This window comes from Acidimicrobiales bacterium, from assembly GCA_041394185.1.
Classification (GTDB): Bacteria; Actinomycetota; Acidimicrobiia; order Acidimicrobiales; family Poriferisodalaceae; genus JAAETH01.
The window spans coordinates 76,992-92,573 of sequence record JAWKIQ010000004.1 but is presented as its reverse complement, the minus strand read 5'-3'; the positions used below and the strand labels follow the sequence as shown (position 1 = coordinate 92,573).

At 64.1% G+C, this 15,582-nt stretch carries 16 protein-coding genes and 1 tRNA gene; 12 read left to right on the top strand and 5 right to left on the bottom strand.

Annotated features, from left to right (window positions below):
* Nucleotides 1–37: 37 nt before the first annotated feature.
* The gene (locus tag R2770_18360) at nt 38–745 is read right to left on the bottom strand and encodes a tetratricopeptide repeat protein (GenBank protein ID MEZ5282426.1); all 708 of its coding nucleotides are present in this window, start codon (nt 743–745) and stop codon (nt 38–40) included.
* A gap of 101 nt (nt 746–846) precedes the next feature.
* Here R2770_18360 and R2770_18355 point away from each other — a divergent pair, with 101 nt between their 5' ends.
* The 12 genes from R2770_18355 (at nt 847) to R2770_18300 (ending at nt 11,551) form a co-directional block, all read left to right on the top strand.
* Nucleotides 847–1,716, top strand: coding sequence for a PAC2 family protein (locus R2770_18355; GenBank protein ID MEZ5282425.1), 870 nt, complete (start codon nt 847–849; stop codon nt 1,714–1,716).
* A gap of 67 nt (nt 1,717–1,783) precedes the next feature.
* Nucleotides 1,784–1,857 (top strand) — tRNA-Ala (locus R2770_18350).
* Between the two features lie 80 nt (nt 1,858–1,937).
* Complete coding sequence (locus R2770_18345; protein MEZ5282424.1) at nt 1,938–2,669, top strand: hypothetical protein; 732 nt, start codon at nt 1,938–1,940, stop codon at nt 2,667–2,669.
* A gap of 15 nt (nt 2,670–2,684) precedes the next feature.
* Entirely contained in the window at nt 2,685–2,861 is a 177-nt protein-coding gene (locus R2770_18340) for a hypothetical protein (GenBank protein MEZ5282423.1), read from the top strand.
* 84 nt (nt 2,862–2,945) lie between these two features.
* Nucleotides 2,946–4,085, top strand: a complete 1,140-nt coding sequence (locus R2770_18335) for a hypothetical protein (GenBank protein ID MEZ5282422.1) — start codon at nt 2,946–2,948, stop codon at nt 4,083–4,085.
* 1,775 nt (nt 4,086–5,860) lie between these two features.
* Nucleotides 5,861–6,163 carry a hypothetical protein gene (locus R2770_18330; protein ID MEZ5282421.1) on the top strand — a complete coding sequence of 101 codons (303 nt, stop codon included), beginning with the start codon at nt 5,861–5,863 and terminating at the stop codon, nt 6,161–6,163.
* A gap of 110 nt (nt 6,164–6,273) precedes the next feature.
* Nucleotides 6,274–6,504: a DUF433 domain-containing protein gene (locus tag R2770_18325; protein MEZ5282420.1), complete on the top strand. Its 231-nt coding sequence runs from the start codon at nt 6,274–6,276 to the stop codon at nt 6,502–6,504.
* Complete coding sequence (locus R2770_18320; GenBank protein MEZ5282419.1) at nt 6,501–6,869, top strand: DUF5615 family PIN-like protein; 369 nt, start codon at nt 6,501–6,503, stop codon at nt 6,867–6,869. Before R2770_18325 ends, R2770_18320 begins: the two co-directional genes overlap by 4 nt.
* Nucleotides 6,870–7,976: 1,107 nt before the next feature.
* Entirely contained in the window at nt 7,977–8,792 is an 816-nt protein-coding gene (locus tag R2770_18315; GenBank protein MEZ5282418.1) for a hypothetical protein, read from the top strand.
* 156 nt (nt 8,793–8,948) lie between these two features.
* A complete protein-coding gene (locus R2770_18310; protein MEZ5282417.1) occupies nt 8,949–10,268 on the top strand; it encodes a hypothetical protein in 1,320 nt (439 codons plus the stop codon).
* A gap of 98 nt (nt 10,269–10,366) precedes the next feature.
* Nucleotides 10,367–10,519, top strand: coding sequence for a hypothetical protein (locus R2770_18305; GenBank protein MEZ5282416.1), 153 nt, complete (start codon nt 10,367–10,369; stop codon nt 10,517–10,519).
* Between the two features lie 87 nt (nt 10,520–10,606).
* Complete coding sequence (locus R2770_18300) at nt 10,607–11,551, top strand: metal ABC transporter permease (GenBank protein ID MEZ5282415.1); 945 nt, start codon at nt 10,607–10,609, stop codon at nt 11,549–11,551.
* A 6-nt stretch (nt 11,552–11,557) separates the two neighbouring features.
* Here the strand turns inward: R2770_18300 and R2770_18295 are convergent, their stop codons facing one another.
* Genes R2770_18295 through R2770_18280 form a run of 4 tightly spaced genes read right to left on the bottom strand, consistent with a single transcriptional unit; the run spans nt 11,558 to nt 15,560 of the window.
* Nucleotides 11,558–12,958, bottom strand: coding sequence for a hypothetical protein (locus R2770_18295; protein MEZ5282414.1), 1,401 nt, complete (start codon nt 12,956–12,958; stop codon nt 11,558–11,560).
* Nucleotides 12,951–13,910 (bottom strand): hexose kinase, encoded by a 960-nt coding sequence (locus R2770_18290; protein ID MEZ5282413.1) that lies wholly within the window; start codon nt 13,908–13,910, stop codon nt 12,951–12,953. The genes R2770_18295 and R2770_18290 overlap by 8 nt, the downstream gene beginning before the upstream one ends.
* A gap of 46 nt (nt 13,911–13,956) precedes the next feature.
* Complete coding sequence (locus tag R2770_18285; protein MEZ5282412.1) at nt 13,957–14,754, bottom strand: methyltransferase domain-containing protein; 798 nt, start codon at nt 14,752–14,754, stop codon at nt 13,957–13,959.
* Between the two features lie 2 nt (nt 14,755–14,756).
* A complete protein-coding gene (locus R2770_18280; protein MEZ5282411.1) occupies nt 14,757–15,560 on the bottom strand; it encodes a thioesterase family protein in 804 nt (267 codons plus the stop codon).
* Between the last annotated feature and the right edge of the window lie 22 nt (nt 15,561–15,582).

The window sequence follows — 15,582 nt, the reverse complement described above, 5'->3', positions numbered from 1 at the left end:
GCGCCGCCGATGCGATTCCGATGAGCGAGAGCGACGCCTAGAACAGGGCGGTCGACAGCTTCTTTCGCCACTCGGCCGTGGCGGGGTTCTCGGGGCCCATCACCTCGAGCAGGTCGACGAACTCCTGGCGAGCTGCGTCGTCGGCCTTGACCGACGGCAACAGTTCTGCCAGGCGCTGAACGTTGGCGTGGGCCTCGTCGACGCCGGTGCGGGCCATCGCCGCGATGTGGCGGGTTTCGGCGGTTTCGGGAATGCGGCTGAGCAGGTCGAGGGCTTCCTCGTTGCGCCCGTCCTTCACCCACGCGTCGGCCAGCTTCACGATGGCCTGCTCGTTGCCAGGATCGACCTCCAGGACCTTCAGCAACGATTCCTCGTCGCCTGCTTCGATCAGGGCGTGCATCTCGAGCTCGTCCTCGGTGGGCGCCAGCTTGTCGATGAAGTCGCGCACAGCCGGTTCGCCCTGGGCGCCCAGGAACCCGTCGACGGCCTGGCCGTCCTTGAACGCAACGACCATGGGAATCGACTGCACCTGGAACGCCTGCGACACACCCGGGTTCTCGTCGACGTTGATCTTGACTCCGATGACCTTGCCACCGGTCTCGCCGATGACCTTGTCGAGGATCGGGCCCAATGTGCGGCACGGGCCACACCAGGGCGCCCACAGGTCGACCACGACGGGCACTTCCATGGACTTTTGCAGCACTTCGGCTTCAAAGGTCTGGTCGGTGACATCGATCATCGTCATAGGACGCTCCTAAGCTCGGTCCAACTGTTCTGTATATCGTGAGTCGGCCCTGATGCGTTGCACGACACCCCAACCCCACCAGTACGTACAGTGGTTGGCCGATGCCTGACTCGCTGTATTCACTGGTCGCCGAACCCGAGGCGAAGAGCCCGGTGCTGTTGATGCACCTCAAGGGTTGGATCGACGCCGGTTCTGCCGCAGCTTTGGCTGCCGATTCGATCGTGGGCCAGTTGGCCCCCGTGACCACCGTCGTCGAGTTCGACGACGACGCCCTGGTCGACTATCGCAGCCGGCGTCCGACGATGCACCTGAACGACGGCCACATCGACGGCTTGGTCTGGCCCCGCATCGAGATAGCCCACGGTCGCCTCGCCGACGCCGACTTCCTGGTGCTGCGCGGGGCCGAACCGGACCGGCACTGGCGCAAGTTCGCCACCGCGGTGGTCGACCTCGCCCGCATGTTCGGGGTCACCAAGATCCTCGGTATCGGGGCGTTTCCGTCGCCGGTCCCCCACACCCGCCCCACCAATGTGGTCAGCACTTCAACAAACCGTGCCCTCATCGAGGCAATCGGACACAACAACACTCGCATGGAGGTGCCTGCCGGAGTGCACGCCGCCATCGAGGTCGAGGCCGGTGCCCGGAGGATGCCGGCGGCCACGCTGTGGGCAGCCGTTCCCCACTATGTCGCCGCCATGGACTATCCCGAAGGCGCCAGGGCCTTGGTGTCGGCCCTATCGGGCCTCGTCGATGTCGACTTCGACGTGTCGCTGTTGGCGAGGGCCGGCGACACCAACAAGCGACACATCGACGAACTGGTCGCCGCCGACCCCCAACACATCGAAATGCTCGCCGCGCTCGAGGCCCACGTCGACCAGATGGAAGCCTCGAGAGACTCGGCCGTGCCCGACGCCGACGAGTTGGCATTCGAGATCGAGGCCTTCCTGCGCGACCCCGACAATCCCCGATGATGGGGTAGCAATCTCGTGAGGTTCTGCTACGATTCGTGACTCCGCCGGAAACGGCGGAACCGATCTCGGGGCTGTAGCTCAGCTGGCTAGAGCACTTGCATGGCATGCAAGGGGTCGTGGGTTCGAGTCCCATCAGCTCCACAAGAAAAACCCCAGGTCAGGAACCAATTCTGATTCTGGGGTTCATTTCGTTTTTGCCGACGTAGCCATTTCAGGCGGCGATGGATGGGATAGCCGAGTGGAACGGGCTGCGGAACCGTTCCGGCAATAACTTCGTCAACTTTGTCGACATGACCGATGTTGTGGATTTTACGCCTGGGCCTGGGACAGTGATCGTGCACCAGCGCTCCATCAACGCTAATGGTCAGGCTGGGTGCGCTGGCGGTGAGCTGTATCTACGTTTGCAGCGATTCTTGGTTGTGAATGACATCGGACGTGTGCCGACTGTGGCTGCTCATGAGGCTGGTCATCTTCTGGAGCTTGATCACACTGGCCTTGACGACAACTACGACGGAATTTCGTCTCAGGCTCCGCCCACCATGGCCACGTGCCTTGCTTCGGGGGCCACCGATACCCGGGCGATCGGCAACGATGATGCCGGTCACATGACGGACCGACACGACAGCACTACTTCGAGCGATCGGGTGACCGCGAACCCCAGTTTCGAGAACCAGCTCGACTACTGGGAGGAGTACTTAGCAGGCGGCGCTGCCGTTCACACCTCCCTGGGTGTCACCGACAGCCTCGTCGGGTCTTTCCACATGCGGTTCAGACACGACGTTGGCGGGAGCCGAGTCCAGTCCGTGACTCGGGTCGCGAACGCCGGAGGCCGTACGTTCGACGCCAGGGCCAGTTTCAAGCGGATGAACTCATCTCACACGGGCAGGGTGACACTCACCGTGGTCTACCAGAACGTCGACTACGGCCCTGGCAGCGGAACGAACTGCAGCTAAGTCGGCAACGTCGACATGAACGACGTGACCGAGGCCGGCTGGTGGGGAACCATCGGTTCAGCAACGGCGACCATCACAGTCGACAGCTGGTACTACGTCAGCATCAACCCGGTCACCTCGAGCACCGCCCACGACGCGATCGACGTCGGTCTTCTCCTGTACTCGAGCATGAACAACTGTACCAACGAGTAAGTCAACGCCTGCCGCGTAAACGTCAAAGTGGACGACGTCTACGCCTGGCACTCGTAGACCAAACCGCACAAGGTGGAAGCAACGATGAATACCAACTTGACGTTCCGAGCCCTGGCCTGGGCACTCGGACTTGCGGTTGCAGGTGCTGCGTGCGGCGGCGACACGGCAGAAGTAGACGCAACCGAAAAACCGGCATCACAAGAGACCGTCTCAGAGACACCCGCGCCGGTCGGATTCGCACCCGAAGCCGAGGTTTTCCTCTCTTGCCCCGATGAGCCGCCCTCGTACGTCCAGGTCCTCGCCCCGCCGCGCCACCCTGACTGGACGACCGCGATCATCCAAGGAATGGGTGACACCGAAGGCCTGACTGTGGACGGGAGCGAACTGTTGATCCTCAAAGACGTCACCTACAGCGACGAGCTCCAGCCGGGGCGAAGCGGACCAACACGGCTTGTTGGGCCAAAGCTGAACGGTGACCTGGTCATCGGCGAGATTGTCAGTGGCGCCAGAGTCATGGCGGTGCTCAGTCTTGAGCCGCAGCAGCCGGAAGGCGTCTATCACTTTGTTGTGTCGTTGAGGCCTGATGGCCGGGTCTTGTTTCTCGGTGAGTGCGGCGAATCGCTGACCAAGGGTTTCGACGAGTTCCTCGACTGGCTCCGTTCCAGGGACCATCCCGTCGGTTCTGATGGTCCAACCATCGCCATCGGGCTCGTCTCAGGCGACGAATCGATCGAAGCAGCCCAACAGGAATTCTTCGCTGAACAACTCGAAGCGTCACGACCCAAGACCTGGGAAGAGCGCTCACCTGAGAACCGCACCGTTGACCCACTCGACGGCACACCGCCAGAAGTCCTGGACAAGCTCAAGCCGGTCACGATCGAACTCACCATGCCCAAACAATGGGCAGACCAGACCTGGGGCATCTGCCCCCGCCAATCACTGGGCTGGCTCATCTGCTTCACCCCAGCCATCGCCCAATCCGACACACCAACCGTCATCAACACATGGATTAACCCAACAGAACCCCTCCTCTTCTACCTCGGCGACCTCGACCAAGGACTCGACACAGCAATCGGACCCATCCAACAAATCGGCCCCGAACAACTCACCGACCGAACCCAGATCCGACTCGCCATCACCGACAACGTCACGCCCGACGACATCAAACAGGCCATTCAACAAGGCCAACCCACCAGCCCGCTTCAAATCACTGACGCCGACTGATCTGCGCTCGTAGGACACCGCCCTGGCTCATCTGCACAGACTGAGAAATCTGCGCCTCGGCAACTCGGTCGTACTGGAACCTCACTCCGTGACGCTTCAGCAACCTCGTCGCCGTCGCGCGATGAGCGTCGAAGTAAGCTGCAAACCGGCCCTTCGACACCATTTCACGGGACTCACGCTCGGCTTCGGCGCAGCGTCCGATCTCTGGCCCGATACGACCGCGACGTAGCCGGAAACGTAGCCACCTGACGCGGAACTCGATCTAGGCTCGATCTGCGCCCTTCGCCGCTCGAGAACGGACCGCCTCGGACTCGCTGGACTCCAAACCCGTTGCTGACCTGGGCAACGCCCCGACAGGTTCGGCCCAGATGGGACACGGGCGGACGGTCCCGAACGCTGTTGGACGTCCCACGGGCTGCATGACATGCAAGGGGTCGTGGGGTTCGAGTCCCATCAGCTCCACAAGAAAAACCCCAGGTCAGGAACCAATTCTGATTCTGGGGTTTCTTTCGTTTTTGCCGACGTAGCCATTTCGAACGTAGCTTTTCGCTTGTTGGCACGGCCAGCACGTGGAGGGTCCGTGATCGAGTTCGTTGTCGCGCGAACTGTCCACCTCATCGCCGATTCCTTCGACGAGTTTCTTTGTCCGCTTCCACGGCATGCGGGTAGGTGAGCATGATCGCAGGAACGAAGAACGCGAGAGAGCGTCTCGTCGCTGTCGATGGATCTGGGCCCGATTTGCGCTGGTCTGAGTTGGCCCTGCCGCGGTGCCGCGCCGTGCAAGACGTAACCGCTACGCGGTGTAGCTGAGCGTACAGTTGTCGGGTGTGGGCCGACCGATCGAGCAAGCCTGAAGCAAAGGCCGAACCCGAGCCTCCGAAAACCTTGGCGTCTTGGAGGTCAGCGGCTGCCCGACTCGCGAACGCGGGACGGTTCGCCCTTGCGCTGGTTGCCGCTACCTCGGGCTTCGTTGGGTGTTCCAGTTCGGAGGGGGTGTCGACTCCGACTTCGGTTGACGGTGCCGGGCAGGTCGAGCCAACCACCGGGGCTCTTGCGTCGATTACTGCCGCATCGGCAAGTCGGCCGGGTAACGAACCGGTCGCTGAGAACTGGTTCCTTGTCGACCTTGGCTCTCGCGCTGGCGAGTACGTCCGGATTGACACCTCGCCTCATGCCGTCACCGCTGTAGTGGACTACGAGCGTGTGTTCGAGTCGAGCGATGGGCGGACCTGGGAGCAGGTCGCGACCCCGGATGTCTGGGTGGCCGTGGCTCTTCGCACCGAAGATGGTCTGTTGCTGACATCCGACGAGACGATGCATCTACTCCCAACTGGCACCGAGCAGTGGATCGAGTGTCCACTCACGCGCATGCCGAGGCTGACTGCCATGGACGCGTTTGTGTCGGGTGAGCGGGTCTTCGTCGTAGCACGCGACGAAGACCGCCTGGTCTACCTCCTGCACTCCGATGACTCATGCACGTGGGACGGTTCGCCGCTACGCGGACTTGACGGAAACGATGTCTCAGCCACATTCGCAGACATCCGTCGATTTGGCGACCGGCTCGCAATCGTGCCCCGGCCCTTCTCCGACGATTCTGACGCCCTCCACTGGATTATCGATGAGCACGCCGCGGACGCGACCGTGCAGACCGGCCATCCGACGGGGCTTGTCCGCTCACCCGATCGTAGGGATCACACGAGCACCCGTACGCGAACGTAACGGCTGACGATCACACAACACAGCGCCTGCAACTACCACCATCGCCCGACGGTGTGGTGGAACAGGTCCAAGAAGCATTCACCGCTGACGGGTTCTTCGTGATTACTGGGGTTGCCGAGGTTCCGCTCGCGCCCGAGATCTTCCATCAATACTCGCTGATCGTATGGCTCGTGGACGAGGACAACGCAACGAGGATCTCCGACGTAGACGTGTCGCGGCGCACGGGCACGTGGATCAGCGACGTCTGGGCAAGTGAGGTGGTCGACTACAACGGGATGATCATCGCAGGAGGCAGCTACATAGGGTTTCGCAGGACACCGTTCCTGATTGTCGGACATCGACAGGAGCCAAGCCCCTGAAGACGCGGCGCACCACGTGGAGCCCGCCATCGGGACCATGACTGCGAGGGCATCGCTTCGCGACCGGGATCGATAGCCAGTGCGAAGGCCCCGTGGGTAACATTGGCGTTATGCATCTCGACAGGATCACCATCGACCCTGACGTCATGGGTGGCCTGCCATGCATACGGGGGCTGAGGGTGACCGTGTCCACGGTTCTCGGGCAGCTCGCTGCGGGGCAGACGCGTCAGCAGGTCCTCGACGACTATCCGTACCTCGAGGATGAGGACATCACTGCCGCGCTCGAGTACGGGGCGGCTCGCGTCGCCGAGCGGGATCTGCCCGTCGCACGCTTCGCGTGAGATACCTGCTCGACGCCAACCTTTCACCGAAGGTCGCGTCCTCTCTCACGGAGGTCGGGTTCGAAGCCTCTCACGTCGCGGACCACGATCTGCTCACCGCGCCCGACGAACGCATCTTCGACTACGCGGTCGCTCACCAACTCACTGTGATCACGGCCGACACGGACTTCGCGATGCTGTTGGCCCTGCGCCGAGCATCGTCACCCTCGGTTGTGTTACTGCGGGACACAGCCGACCAAGCTCCCGAGGTTCATGCAAGGCTCCTTCTCGACAACCTCGGCGGACTCGAGGGCGTCCTCGAGGCGGGCGCCATCGTGTCGCTGAGCCCGCAGCGGATTCGTGTCCGTGATCTGCCGATCACCTGACCGTCGGCGAAGTCAGCGCTCAAGATGGGTAGGCGATCGAACACGCGGGGAACCGGCGCGGCACTAAGTGGTCAGCAAACACGACCGCGACGCAGCCAGAAACGCAGCCACCAAATGCAGACCTCGTTCAAGGCTCGGTCGGGGTCGTTCGGCGCTTGAGAACGGACCAGGCTGGACTTACTGGACTCAAATACCCTTGCTGAACTGCGCAAATGCGCCGATACATCCGGATTCGCCGGAACACGAGCGGACGATCCCGAACACTGTCGGACACGTTACGGGCTGCATGGCATGCAAGGGGTCGTGGGTTCGAGTCCCATCAGCTCCACGTCGCTCACTTCGTTCGCTTACGGAGTTCGGCAGCGCCGAACTCCCCACCGGGCAAGTAGCACGTCATCGACCAGGGCCCACGCCCCGGTCGTTTCGCTTTTTGCGTTCCGCGGAACGCACGTCGGACGCTGCGAGTGACCTCAAGGCCACCCAAGGTCAACCAAACGCGCCCGTGGACGCGTTTGGTCACTTTCCGCAACGTATGAGACCACACCGAGTGGGATAGTGATCCCGCCCCACCCTGCGAAGGCCTTACGGGCGCCGAACTCGAAGAAGCCGAGAAGAACAACCAGTGCCGACCCCTGTGGGGCTTTCGCGATCACACAACCATCCGAGGCAGTCCCTCGGTAACATATGGGCATGGTGGGTTGCAGGTACTGCGGGCTCTCGATCGACGATCGAGACGATTCGTTCACGGTTGGGGGCGTTGCAGCGCACCCGTCTTGCGTCGAGCACGGGCAGCCGAATGAGAACGGCGGCCGTCGTCGCTCTGAGGCCCAGCGTCAGTTCCAATCGGCTCGCTCTCGCGGGGCGATCTCGGCTGGATCCTGAGTGCGCCGCTTGGTCAAGCCGGCAGGGCTTAGACCTGACTCACGCACATGGATGTCAGGCAGAGCTCGACGATTCGGTACAGAAGATGGTCGAATTACCGATGATGAACTTGTGGGAATCCGCGTTCCGAGGACAGTCAGAAAGATAAAGAACGCCCCAGCATGGCTGGCTCGGCGGTCGTACTACGCGCTGCAGGCGACCACTAGCTTCAGGTTCGACGAGGAAGTGGTCCTCGACGTGGACGCGTTCGGAGCCAGGGCCCTGAACGAGATCATCCAATCCGACCGCCTCCCGAATCCAGAACCGACAGGGCGCCGATCCATTCACGAGTTCGACTTGGCCGACAAGCGCCGCTTCGAACTGGCGAAGGCCGACGTACATCTGAGGTTCGTGGTCGAGCCGAACGGACACCACACCGACGAATTCGGCAGAAACGGAACCTGGCGTCCACGTGGCTGCGAGGTCTACTACGACAAGGCCGACGACAGCTACTTGAAGGTCTTCGAGCCCACGTTCTGTGTAAACGGTGAGGGCCGGTTCCTGGTGGATGCACTCGATGCAGGCGTGTACCGCGACATCTCCCCTGGCCTGAGGTTTCTGATAATCGACGACGATGAGCGGGTTCGGGGCTATGCGATCACGGCGGGCCGGCTGCTCACACCCTACGAATTCGATCAGATGGTCGGAGCGACCAGCTACGCGGACCTGATCTGCGAGGTGACGCGGCGATCCGGTTTTTACTGGAACGACCTGCGGTTCCACAACGTCATCTTGCTGGGGAACACACCGTGCTTCATCGACCTCGAGAGCATCCTGCCCGTTGATTGGTACAAGACCGACCTGGCGTTCGCCCGGAGCCATCTGTGCGATGTCGACATCGGCTGGCCGCTGCAACGGAAGTGGAACTCACCGCGGTGGTATGCCGACTTCCTCGATGAGTTGAAGGCCGCAGGGCAACAGCGTCAAGCCCCGAAGGTCAGTCGATCAACCGCGCCCGCGGACGCGTCTCCTCACCTTCCGTCGCGGCTGAAACCACGCTGAGTGGGTTGGCGGCGGCGGAACACGGCCAGCCGCTGCTTCGGGCGACTCGCATCGTCTTCGGAGACGACACCGCAGAGCCACGAAGTGGTCAACTCGTGTTCACCTTGCCTGCATAGGTTCGAGCCAACCATCAGACGCTAACGATTGGCTCGAAGAATGAAACGTAGAACCGCTCGCTCGATTGTGTCGATCGGAGTCGCTGCCCTGGCACTCGCCTCGGCCGCGTTGCCGGCATCGGCCGGGGGACGCGAACGCGACGACGACCGAGACAGCGAGCGCGACGAACGCTCGAACACCGTCCTGGTGACAAACGACGCGCCCGCAGGTCCGGGCTCGTTCGCCGCCGCAGTCGAACACGCGAACTCAAACCCGAGAGTCGGCCGGATCGTCTTCACCGACACCTTCACAGTCGCGGTGACTAGCGAGATCACCTATACGGGTGATCAGGACTTGAGTATCAACGGCCGCGGCAGCACCCTGTCGGGCGCCGATGCCACGCCCGACACCGACACCTGGGACAGCGGTCTGTTCGTTTCTCGAAGCGGCGCTGACCTTTCGATCAAGCGGCTCAGCTTCAACTCGAGCTTCAACAACGGTCTGGCGGTCTTCTTGCCCGCCGGTGGTGGTGAGGTCGAGATCGAACTCGAAAACGTCGAGGTGGTTGACTCGCAGTTCCACGGAATCCTGGTCGATGGACAGTCGACCACCGGGTACAACACCGACGACTTCATTCACCCGCTGTGCACCGACCCTCATCCCGTGGACTCGGGCACCACGATCGAGATCGAAGTCAACCGCACGACCATCACCAACAGTGGCCGTGTCGCCGGATTCGACATCACCCAGGCGACCGGCTGTCCTCAAGACTTCGACGGGCTGCGGGTCGATCAGGGAGGACCTGGCGACCTTCGCGCCGAAATCGAACGATCGACCTTCGCCGGCAACCTCGCTGACGGTGTCGAACTCGACGAGACCGGTGAAGGGGCCAACTGGGCCGAGGTGTCTGGGTCGACGTTTGTGGACAACGGGGCCACCGCCGAGATCCTGTGCTCTGAAGCCACCTACTGCGGCGGAGACACCGGATCGATGATCGAGGACCTCGACGACGCGTTCGACATGGACGAAGCAGACGATGGCGACATGGTTGCGCTCATCCGCAACTCGGTCTTCAGTGACAACAACGACGAGGGCATCGACCTGGACGAGGCCGGCGAGGGCTCGGCCATTCTCGATGCGCGCAACGTCACTGCCAACTCGAACCTGGATGAGGGCGTGAAGATCACCGAGGAGGACGGCGGAGACATCCGTGCCCAGATTCGCAACTCGACCATCGATTCGGCCGAAACCGCGGACAACGCCGAATTCGAAGAACTCGGCGAGGGCGACAACATCGTCAGCATCTCCCGCACCTCCCTGTCGGCAGGCGACGGCGTGGTCTCAAGGTCACCGAGGAGGAGGGCGGCAGCGTCGCGTTGAACGTCGTCCGCTCGACCATCACAGGCAATCGCGATGAGGGCATCCAGGTCGAGGAGCTATCGGACGGCGACCTGCGAGCAAGGATCGTTCGGAGCGCGGTGACCAGCAACGCCGACAAGGGTCTGCAGGCTGAGCAGGAGTCGCCGGGTTCGGGCACGGTGAGCCTCGTTCGCAGCGACTTCACTAGCAATGGCACCGCAACCGACCTCACGGGCATCGCCGACTTCACAACCCCTGGATCAAATCTGTAAGGGCGCCGACCCGGCCCGTCCAACGGTGGGCGGGCCGGGTCGCTCCCTCTGTCGGCTGGCCACGGCTTCGGCCGTAGTCTGGTGGCGATGTCGAATGCGGGCTCACGAAGGTTGCTCTTGGCGGGCTCGCTGTTAGCCCTGCTGGTCGTGTTGGCAGCTTTGCCGGTGTCGCCCAACCCGGTGACCGGCGCCAAGGCGTTCTGGCTCGACCCGCTGATCGATCACTCGTTCATGCGAAACACCTTGCTGGCCGCCCTGCTGGCCGTGGTCACCACGTCGGTGGTCGGAACCTGGGTTGTGCTGCGAGGTATGGCGTTCTTGGGCGACGCCCTGGCGCACGGGGTTCTGCCCGGCATCGCCATAGCGTTCGTTCTGGGGTTCAACACCACACTGGGGGCACTGCTGGCCGCTCTGGTGATGGTCGGCGGCATCGCAGCCATAAGCGCCCGGTCGCCGCTGCCAGACGACACCTCGATAGGTGTTCTATTCGTAGGGTTCCTGGCGTTGGCGGTGGTAATCATGTCGGGCGCCGGCGGCTCGTACACGGGCGACCTCAACCGCTTCTTGTTCGGCTCGATCACCGCCGTCGACGGACCCGACATAACCCGCCAGGCGATTGCTGCGGCGGTGGCAGTGATCGTGGTCGTGGTGTTCTACCGCGCCTTTCTGGTGCTGACCTTCGACGAAACCCTGGCCCGGCTTCTGGGAATGAAACCCCGCCTGGCGCACGCCCTGCTGTTGGCGCTGCTGGCGATCTCGATCGTCGCCTCGTTCCAAGCCGTCGGCAACCTGTTGGTGTTCTCGTTCCTGATAGCGCCACCCGCCGCCGCGTCACTGGTGGTGAACCGAGTGCCCGTGATCATGGTCACCTCGGTGGCCATCGGCGCCGTTTCGGTGACGGCCGGGCTGCTGATCAGCTTCCATGCGGGCACGGCTGCGGGCGCCACCATGGCGCTGTCGGCTGTGACGGCGTTTCTGCTGATATTGCTGTACAACGCGACCTTGGCCGGCGCCGCAACCCATGTCGATTAGCAGCTACTAGAGGCGGACAACACCCACACCCAACTCGGCAGCCAGCGCTTCGAGCTCGTCGGCGAATTCGCCATAGACCAGCGCCAGGTGGTGATCGAGCCCCTCAGCTAGCACCGTCGACAGCACATCTCCGGCCCCATGGTCGAACCGGACCGTTGCCGATGTGCCCCTGAATGCCGGCGGTGACGCCAGCACCTCACCGGTTGCGTACACCAGCCTGTCGACTCCCCTGCTGTTGGAGAACCGGGCCAGCGTGATGCGACCGGGCCTCATCGAGAACTGATGTGTCAGCGCCAGCTCGCGGTTGGGGTGACGCCCGGCGAGGGCTGGCTGGTCGGGGTCGGCCGTGGATGTCGGCGCCACCCCGCAGTGCCACAGCACCGCCCAATCGGCATCAGTGTCGACCGCCACCAGGTCGAGCAACACCGCTGGCGTGCCCGCCAACTGGCCCAGCGCCAACATGGTCGTGGCGCCCAACATGTCGGCCTCGCAGGCGCCGGGTACGCCGTCGTCTGCCAGCATCCCCAACGGTGAGCAGATTGCCCCTCCCCTGTCGGTGAAACACTCGGGCCAGCAGCGCGTCGCCACCGCCGACCAACCGCGCTGCGCAACCATGGCGCCCAGCGCGCCGTATAGACGCAAGCTGGGTTCGGTTTCGCCGGCAGGCATCTGGTCGAGCCCATCGAGCCGACCCGCAACCACGTTGCGAGCAGCTTCGAGCTCGTCGGTCGAAACGGCATCCGCGGCCGCGAACAGCTCGTCCAGCTGTCGCCGGTCGGCGCGAAGGTCAACATCGCCGAACCGCTCGACCACCTCGCACGGACCGAACCCGTCGGGACCGTCGCCAACCACCCCAACGCTGGCGGCCCTGAGCACAGCGACCACACGCCGGGCCGCAACCGAGGCTTCGCCCTCGGTCACTCGCGGCGCAGAGTTGATCGCGGGACGGTCGGCGGGAGCGCCGGCGAGAGCGGCGGCCAGCTGCGCTTGTGCCTGTGGGCCCGGGGCACCGTGGACGAACGACGCGGGCACCTGATCGATCGCCAGCTGGTTGGCGGCCAAGATCGCACCGCACAACGAGTTCAACCGCAGGCGCTCGCCCGTGGGCTGTTCGGGGAAGCTCCACACGATCACTCGACCCGCCCAGCCTGCGAGGGCCGCCGCGAATCGTGCGTCGGTGAAGGTCGCTTGTATCAGCACGGCCACGTCGACAGGACTTGACGACCCGACGATGGCTTCGACGTCGTGCGGCTCGGTGACCATCTCTGCGCGTCCCGAAAGCTGGGGAACCATTTCGCCAAGCAGCTCGAAGGCAGCCTGGACGTTGGCCTGCGCCAGCTGAACATCGAAGGTCGGCTTGCCGACAGCAATCGCTGCCACCTTGGTGAGCGTGGCGGTGTCATTCATCGATCGTCGTCTCCTCTATCAGCGACAACAACTGCTCTATCCGGCCCCGCTCCCCCAGTTGGGTGCCGCCCATCTCGACAGTTGCAGCACCTGCCGCAACACCCAGACGGGCAGCCATCGCGACCGACTGGCCCGCGACCAGACCGGCAACGATTCCCGCCACCATCGAGTCACCGGCCCCTGTGGTGCTGCGCACGCACACCGGCGGCGCAGCCAGCCACACAGCACCCCCGACGCGCGGAACGACCAGCGCCCCTCGCGGCCCAAGCGACACCACGGCCACGCCAACCCGACCTCGGTCGAGCGCGGCGCGGGCCGCGGCAGCGAGCTCGACGACAGAGCCCGCACCGGTGTCGACCAGAGAGGCCAGTTCGTGCTCGTTGGGCTTGACCACCTCGGCGCCACCGGCAAAAGCCTGGGCCACGGTCGCTGGTTCGAGGGCGTCGACCACGACCGTTCGATCGCTGAGTCGGCCGGCCAGCAGGCGATAGAACGAGGGTGCAAGGCCGGGCGCCAGACCGCCCGACAGCACCACGAACCGCGTCTGCCCGACGGCCTCGACGACGAGGTCGATGAGCGCCTCGGGATCGGCAACCGGAGGCCCTGGTACCACCAGCCGATACTGGTCCGAGGCCGACGAGACGATCACCGAAACGTTCTCGCGCGTGTTGTCACTGGCGGGAAGGGCTGCGACCTGAATCAGTTGCGTCGGGTCGTCGGCGGAGATGCCCGCCAGCAGTTCGTCGCCGACCGGGCCGCCCGCCAGCACCACCGCCTTCGAAGCGACCCCCAGCCGGGCGAGCATGCGCGAGACATTGATCCCCCCGCCTCCGGGGTCGCGACGATGAGCGGTCACCGGCAGCTTGGTGTCGGCGACGAGCCGATCGACCGTGAGCGTTACGTCCAGTGCGGGGTTGACGGTGACGGTTGCCACCGCGGGTTCGCGGGTCACCATCAAAGGGTGGCCGCGCCGGGCCGCCGCTGGGCAGGGCACTACGTCACGTGACGCGTACCACGATCTCGCCGTGCGGCACGATGAACCACGCGTCCCGGTCGGCAGCCCAATCGTCGAAACCGCCGGCAATCCTGGCCAGCTCGGCTGCGTCGACGCCCAGCTCGATCGCCTGGGCTGCAAGCGCCGACGATGTGCTGCGCTCGGCCCACAGACCGCCCCACCACAGGCGCGAGTCGTTGTCGGCGAAACACCAAACGCTGGCCGTAGCGCTTACGTCGTCGAGACCCGCGGCGTGGGCCCACGCCAGCAGCTGTCGCCCGGCGTTGGGCTCGGCTTCATTGGAGCGAGCGACGGCCTGGTAGATCTCCATCCAACGGTCGAGTCGGGCGTCGGACGGGTGCCAGGTCATCGCCGCGTAGTCGGCGTCGCGGGCCGCCACCAACCCGCCCGGGCGGGCGACGCGGTACATCTCTCGCAGCGCCGCCACCGGATCGGACAGGTGCTGCAGAACCTGGTGTGCGTGAACGACGTCGAAGCTGTCGTCGGGGAACGGAAGGTCGTACACGTCGCCGGTGCGAAACTCGACCGTCGAGTCACCGCCCAACCGTGCCGAAGCCTCGGCGAGCACGTCGGCCGAACGGTCGAGCCCGACCACCGGGCCGGGGGCAACCACTGATGCCAGGTCGAGGGTGAGGTTGCCGGGCCCGCACCCGACGTCGAGGAGCGACATTCCGGGCCCCAGCAACGGCGTCAGGTACGCGGCACTGTTCTCGGCGGTGCGCCATCGATGCGATCGCAGTACGGCGTCATGGTGCCCGTGGGTGTAGCGGTCGTCGGGCACGGCTAGCTGCCTCCGATCTCGCGCAGAAGGCCCTCCTGGGCCACCGATGCAACCAGCTGACCGTCTGCGGTGAAGACATTTCCGAACGTGGTGCCCCGGCTTCCGCGCAGTCCCGGGCTGGTCGATTCGTACAAAAGCCACTGGTCGGCCCGGAGTGGACCCCGAAACCAGATGGCGTGGTCGAGGCTGGCCGACATGAAATGGTTGCCCCACTCGCCTGGTTCGGGGGTGACCGGATGGGCGTCGACGATGGAGTCCATCGGTATCGCATCGGACATGAACGCCAGCGCCGCGGCGTGCTGCATGCGGTTGGACAGCTCCTCGCCGCTCCAACGGCCCCACATCGCGAACCTGCCCGATCCGTCACCGGGAAGCTCGCGGGTGTCCATCTCGGTCATCCATCCCGACTTCTCGAGCTCGTCGGGGTCGGGCAGCCTTTGGGGCATCACGGTGTTCTGCCGCTCGAACCCGGCTTCGTCTCGGTGGAACGAGGCGATCATCATCAAGATGTTCCCGTTGGCCTGCCTGGCATGCACCGCCCTGGTGACGAACGAGCGCCCGTCGCGCACCCGCTCTACGTCGTACACGATCTTTTGCGCCGGATCGCCGCCGCGGATGAAGTAGGCATGCAACGAGTGTGGATGCACGCCCTCTGGCACCGTGTTGCCGGCTGCGACCAGGGCTTGGGCCACGACCAACCCGCCATAGATGCGGCCCCACTCGTAATCGGGGCTTGTTCCCACGAACAGACCGTCGGCGATCTGTTCGAGCGACAAGACGTCGGCCGCCTTCGATTGCTCGTCCACGCGCGGCGACACTACAACCACC

Bases quoted from the DNA above. Each gene is read 5' to 3' on its own strand.
- R2770_18335 (MEZ5282422.1), top strand. From the start codon at position 2,946: ATGAATACCAACTTGACGTTCCGAGCCCTGGCCTGGGCACTCGGACTT.
- R2770_18325 (MEZ5282420.1), top strand. From the start codon at position 6,274: ATGCATCTCGACAGGATCACCATCGACCCTGACGTCATGGGTGGCCTG.
- R2770_18300 (MEZ5282415.1), top strand. From the start codon at position 10,607: ATGTCGAATGCGGGCTCACGAAGGTTGCTCTTGGCGGGCTCGCTGTTA.
- R2770_18360 (MEZ5282426.1), bottom strand. From the start codon at position 745: ATGACGATGATCGATGTCACCGACCAGACCTTTGAAGCCGAAGTGCTG.
- R2770_18340 (MEZ5282423.1), top strand. From the start codon at position 2,685: ATGAACGACGTGACCGAGGCCGGCTGGTGGGGAACCATCGGTTCAGCA.
- R2770_18295 (MEZ5282414.1), bottom strand. From the start codon at position 12,958: ATGAATGACACCGCCACGCTCACCAAGGTGGCAGCGATTGCTGTCGGC.
- R2770_18310 (MEZ5282417.1), top strand. From the start codon at position 8,949: ATGAAACGTAGAACCGCTCGCTCGATTGTGTCGATCGGAGTCGCTGCC.
- R2770_18345 (MEZ5282424.1), top strand. From the start codon at position 1,938: ATGGATGGGATAGCCGAGTGGAACGGGCTGCGGAACCGTTCCGGCAAT.
- R2770_18355 (MEZ5282425.1), top strand. From the start codon at position 847: ATGCCTGACTCGCTGTATTCACTGGTCGCCGAACCCGAGGCGAAGAGC.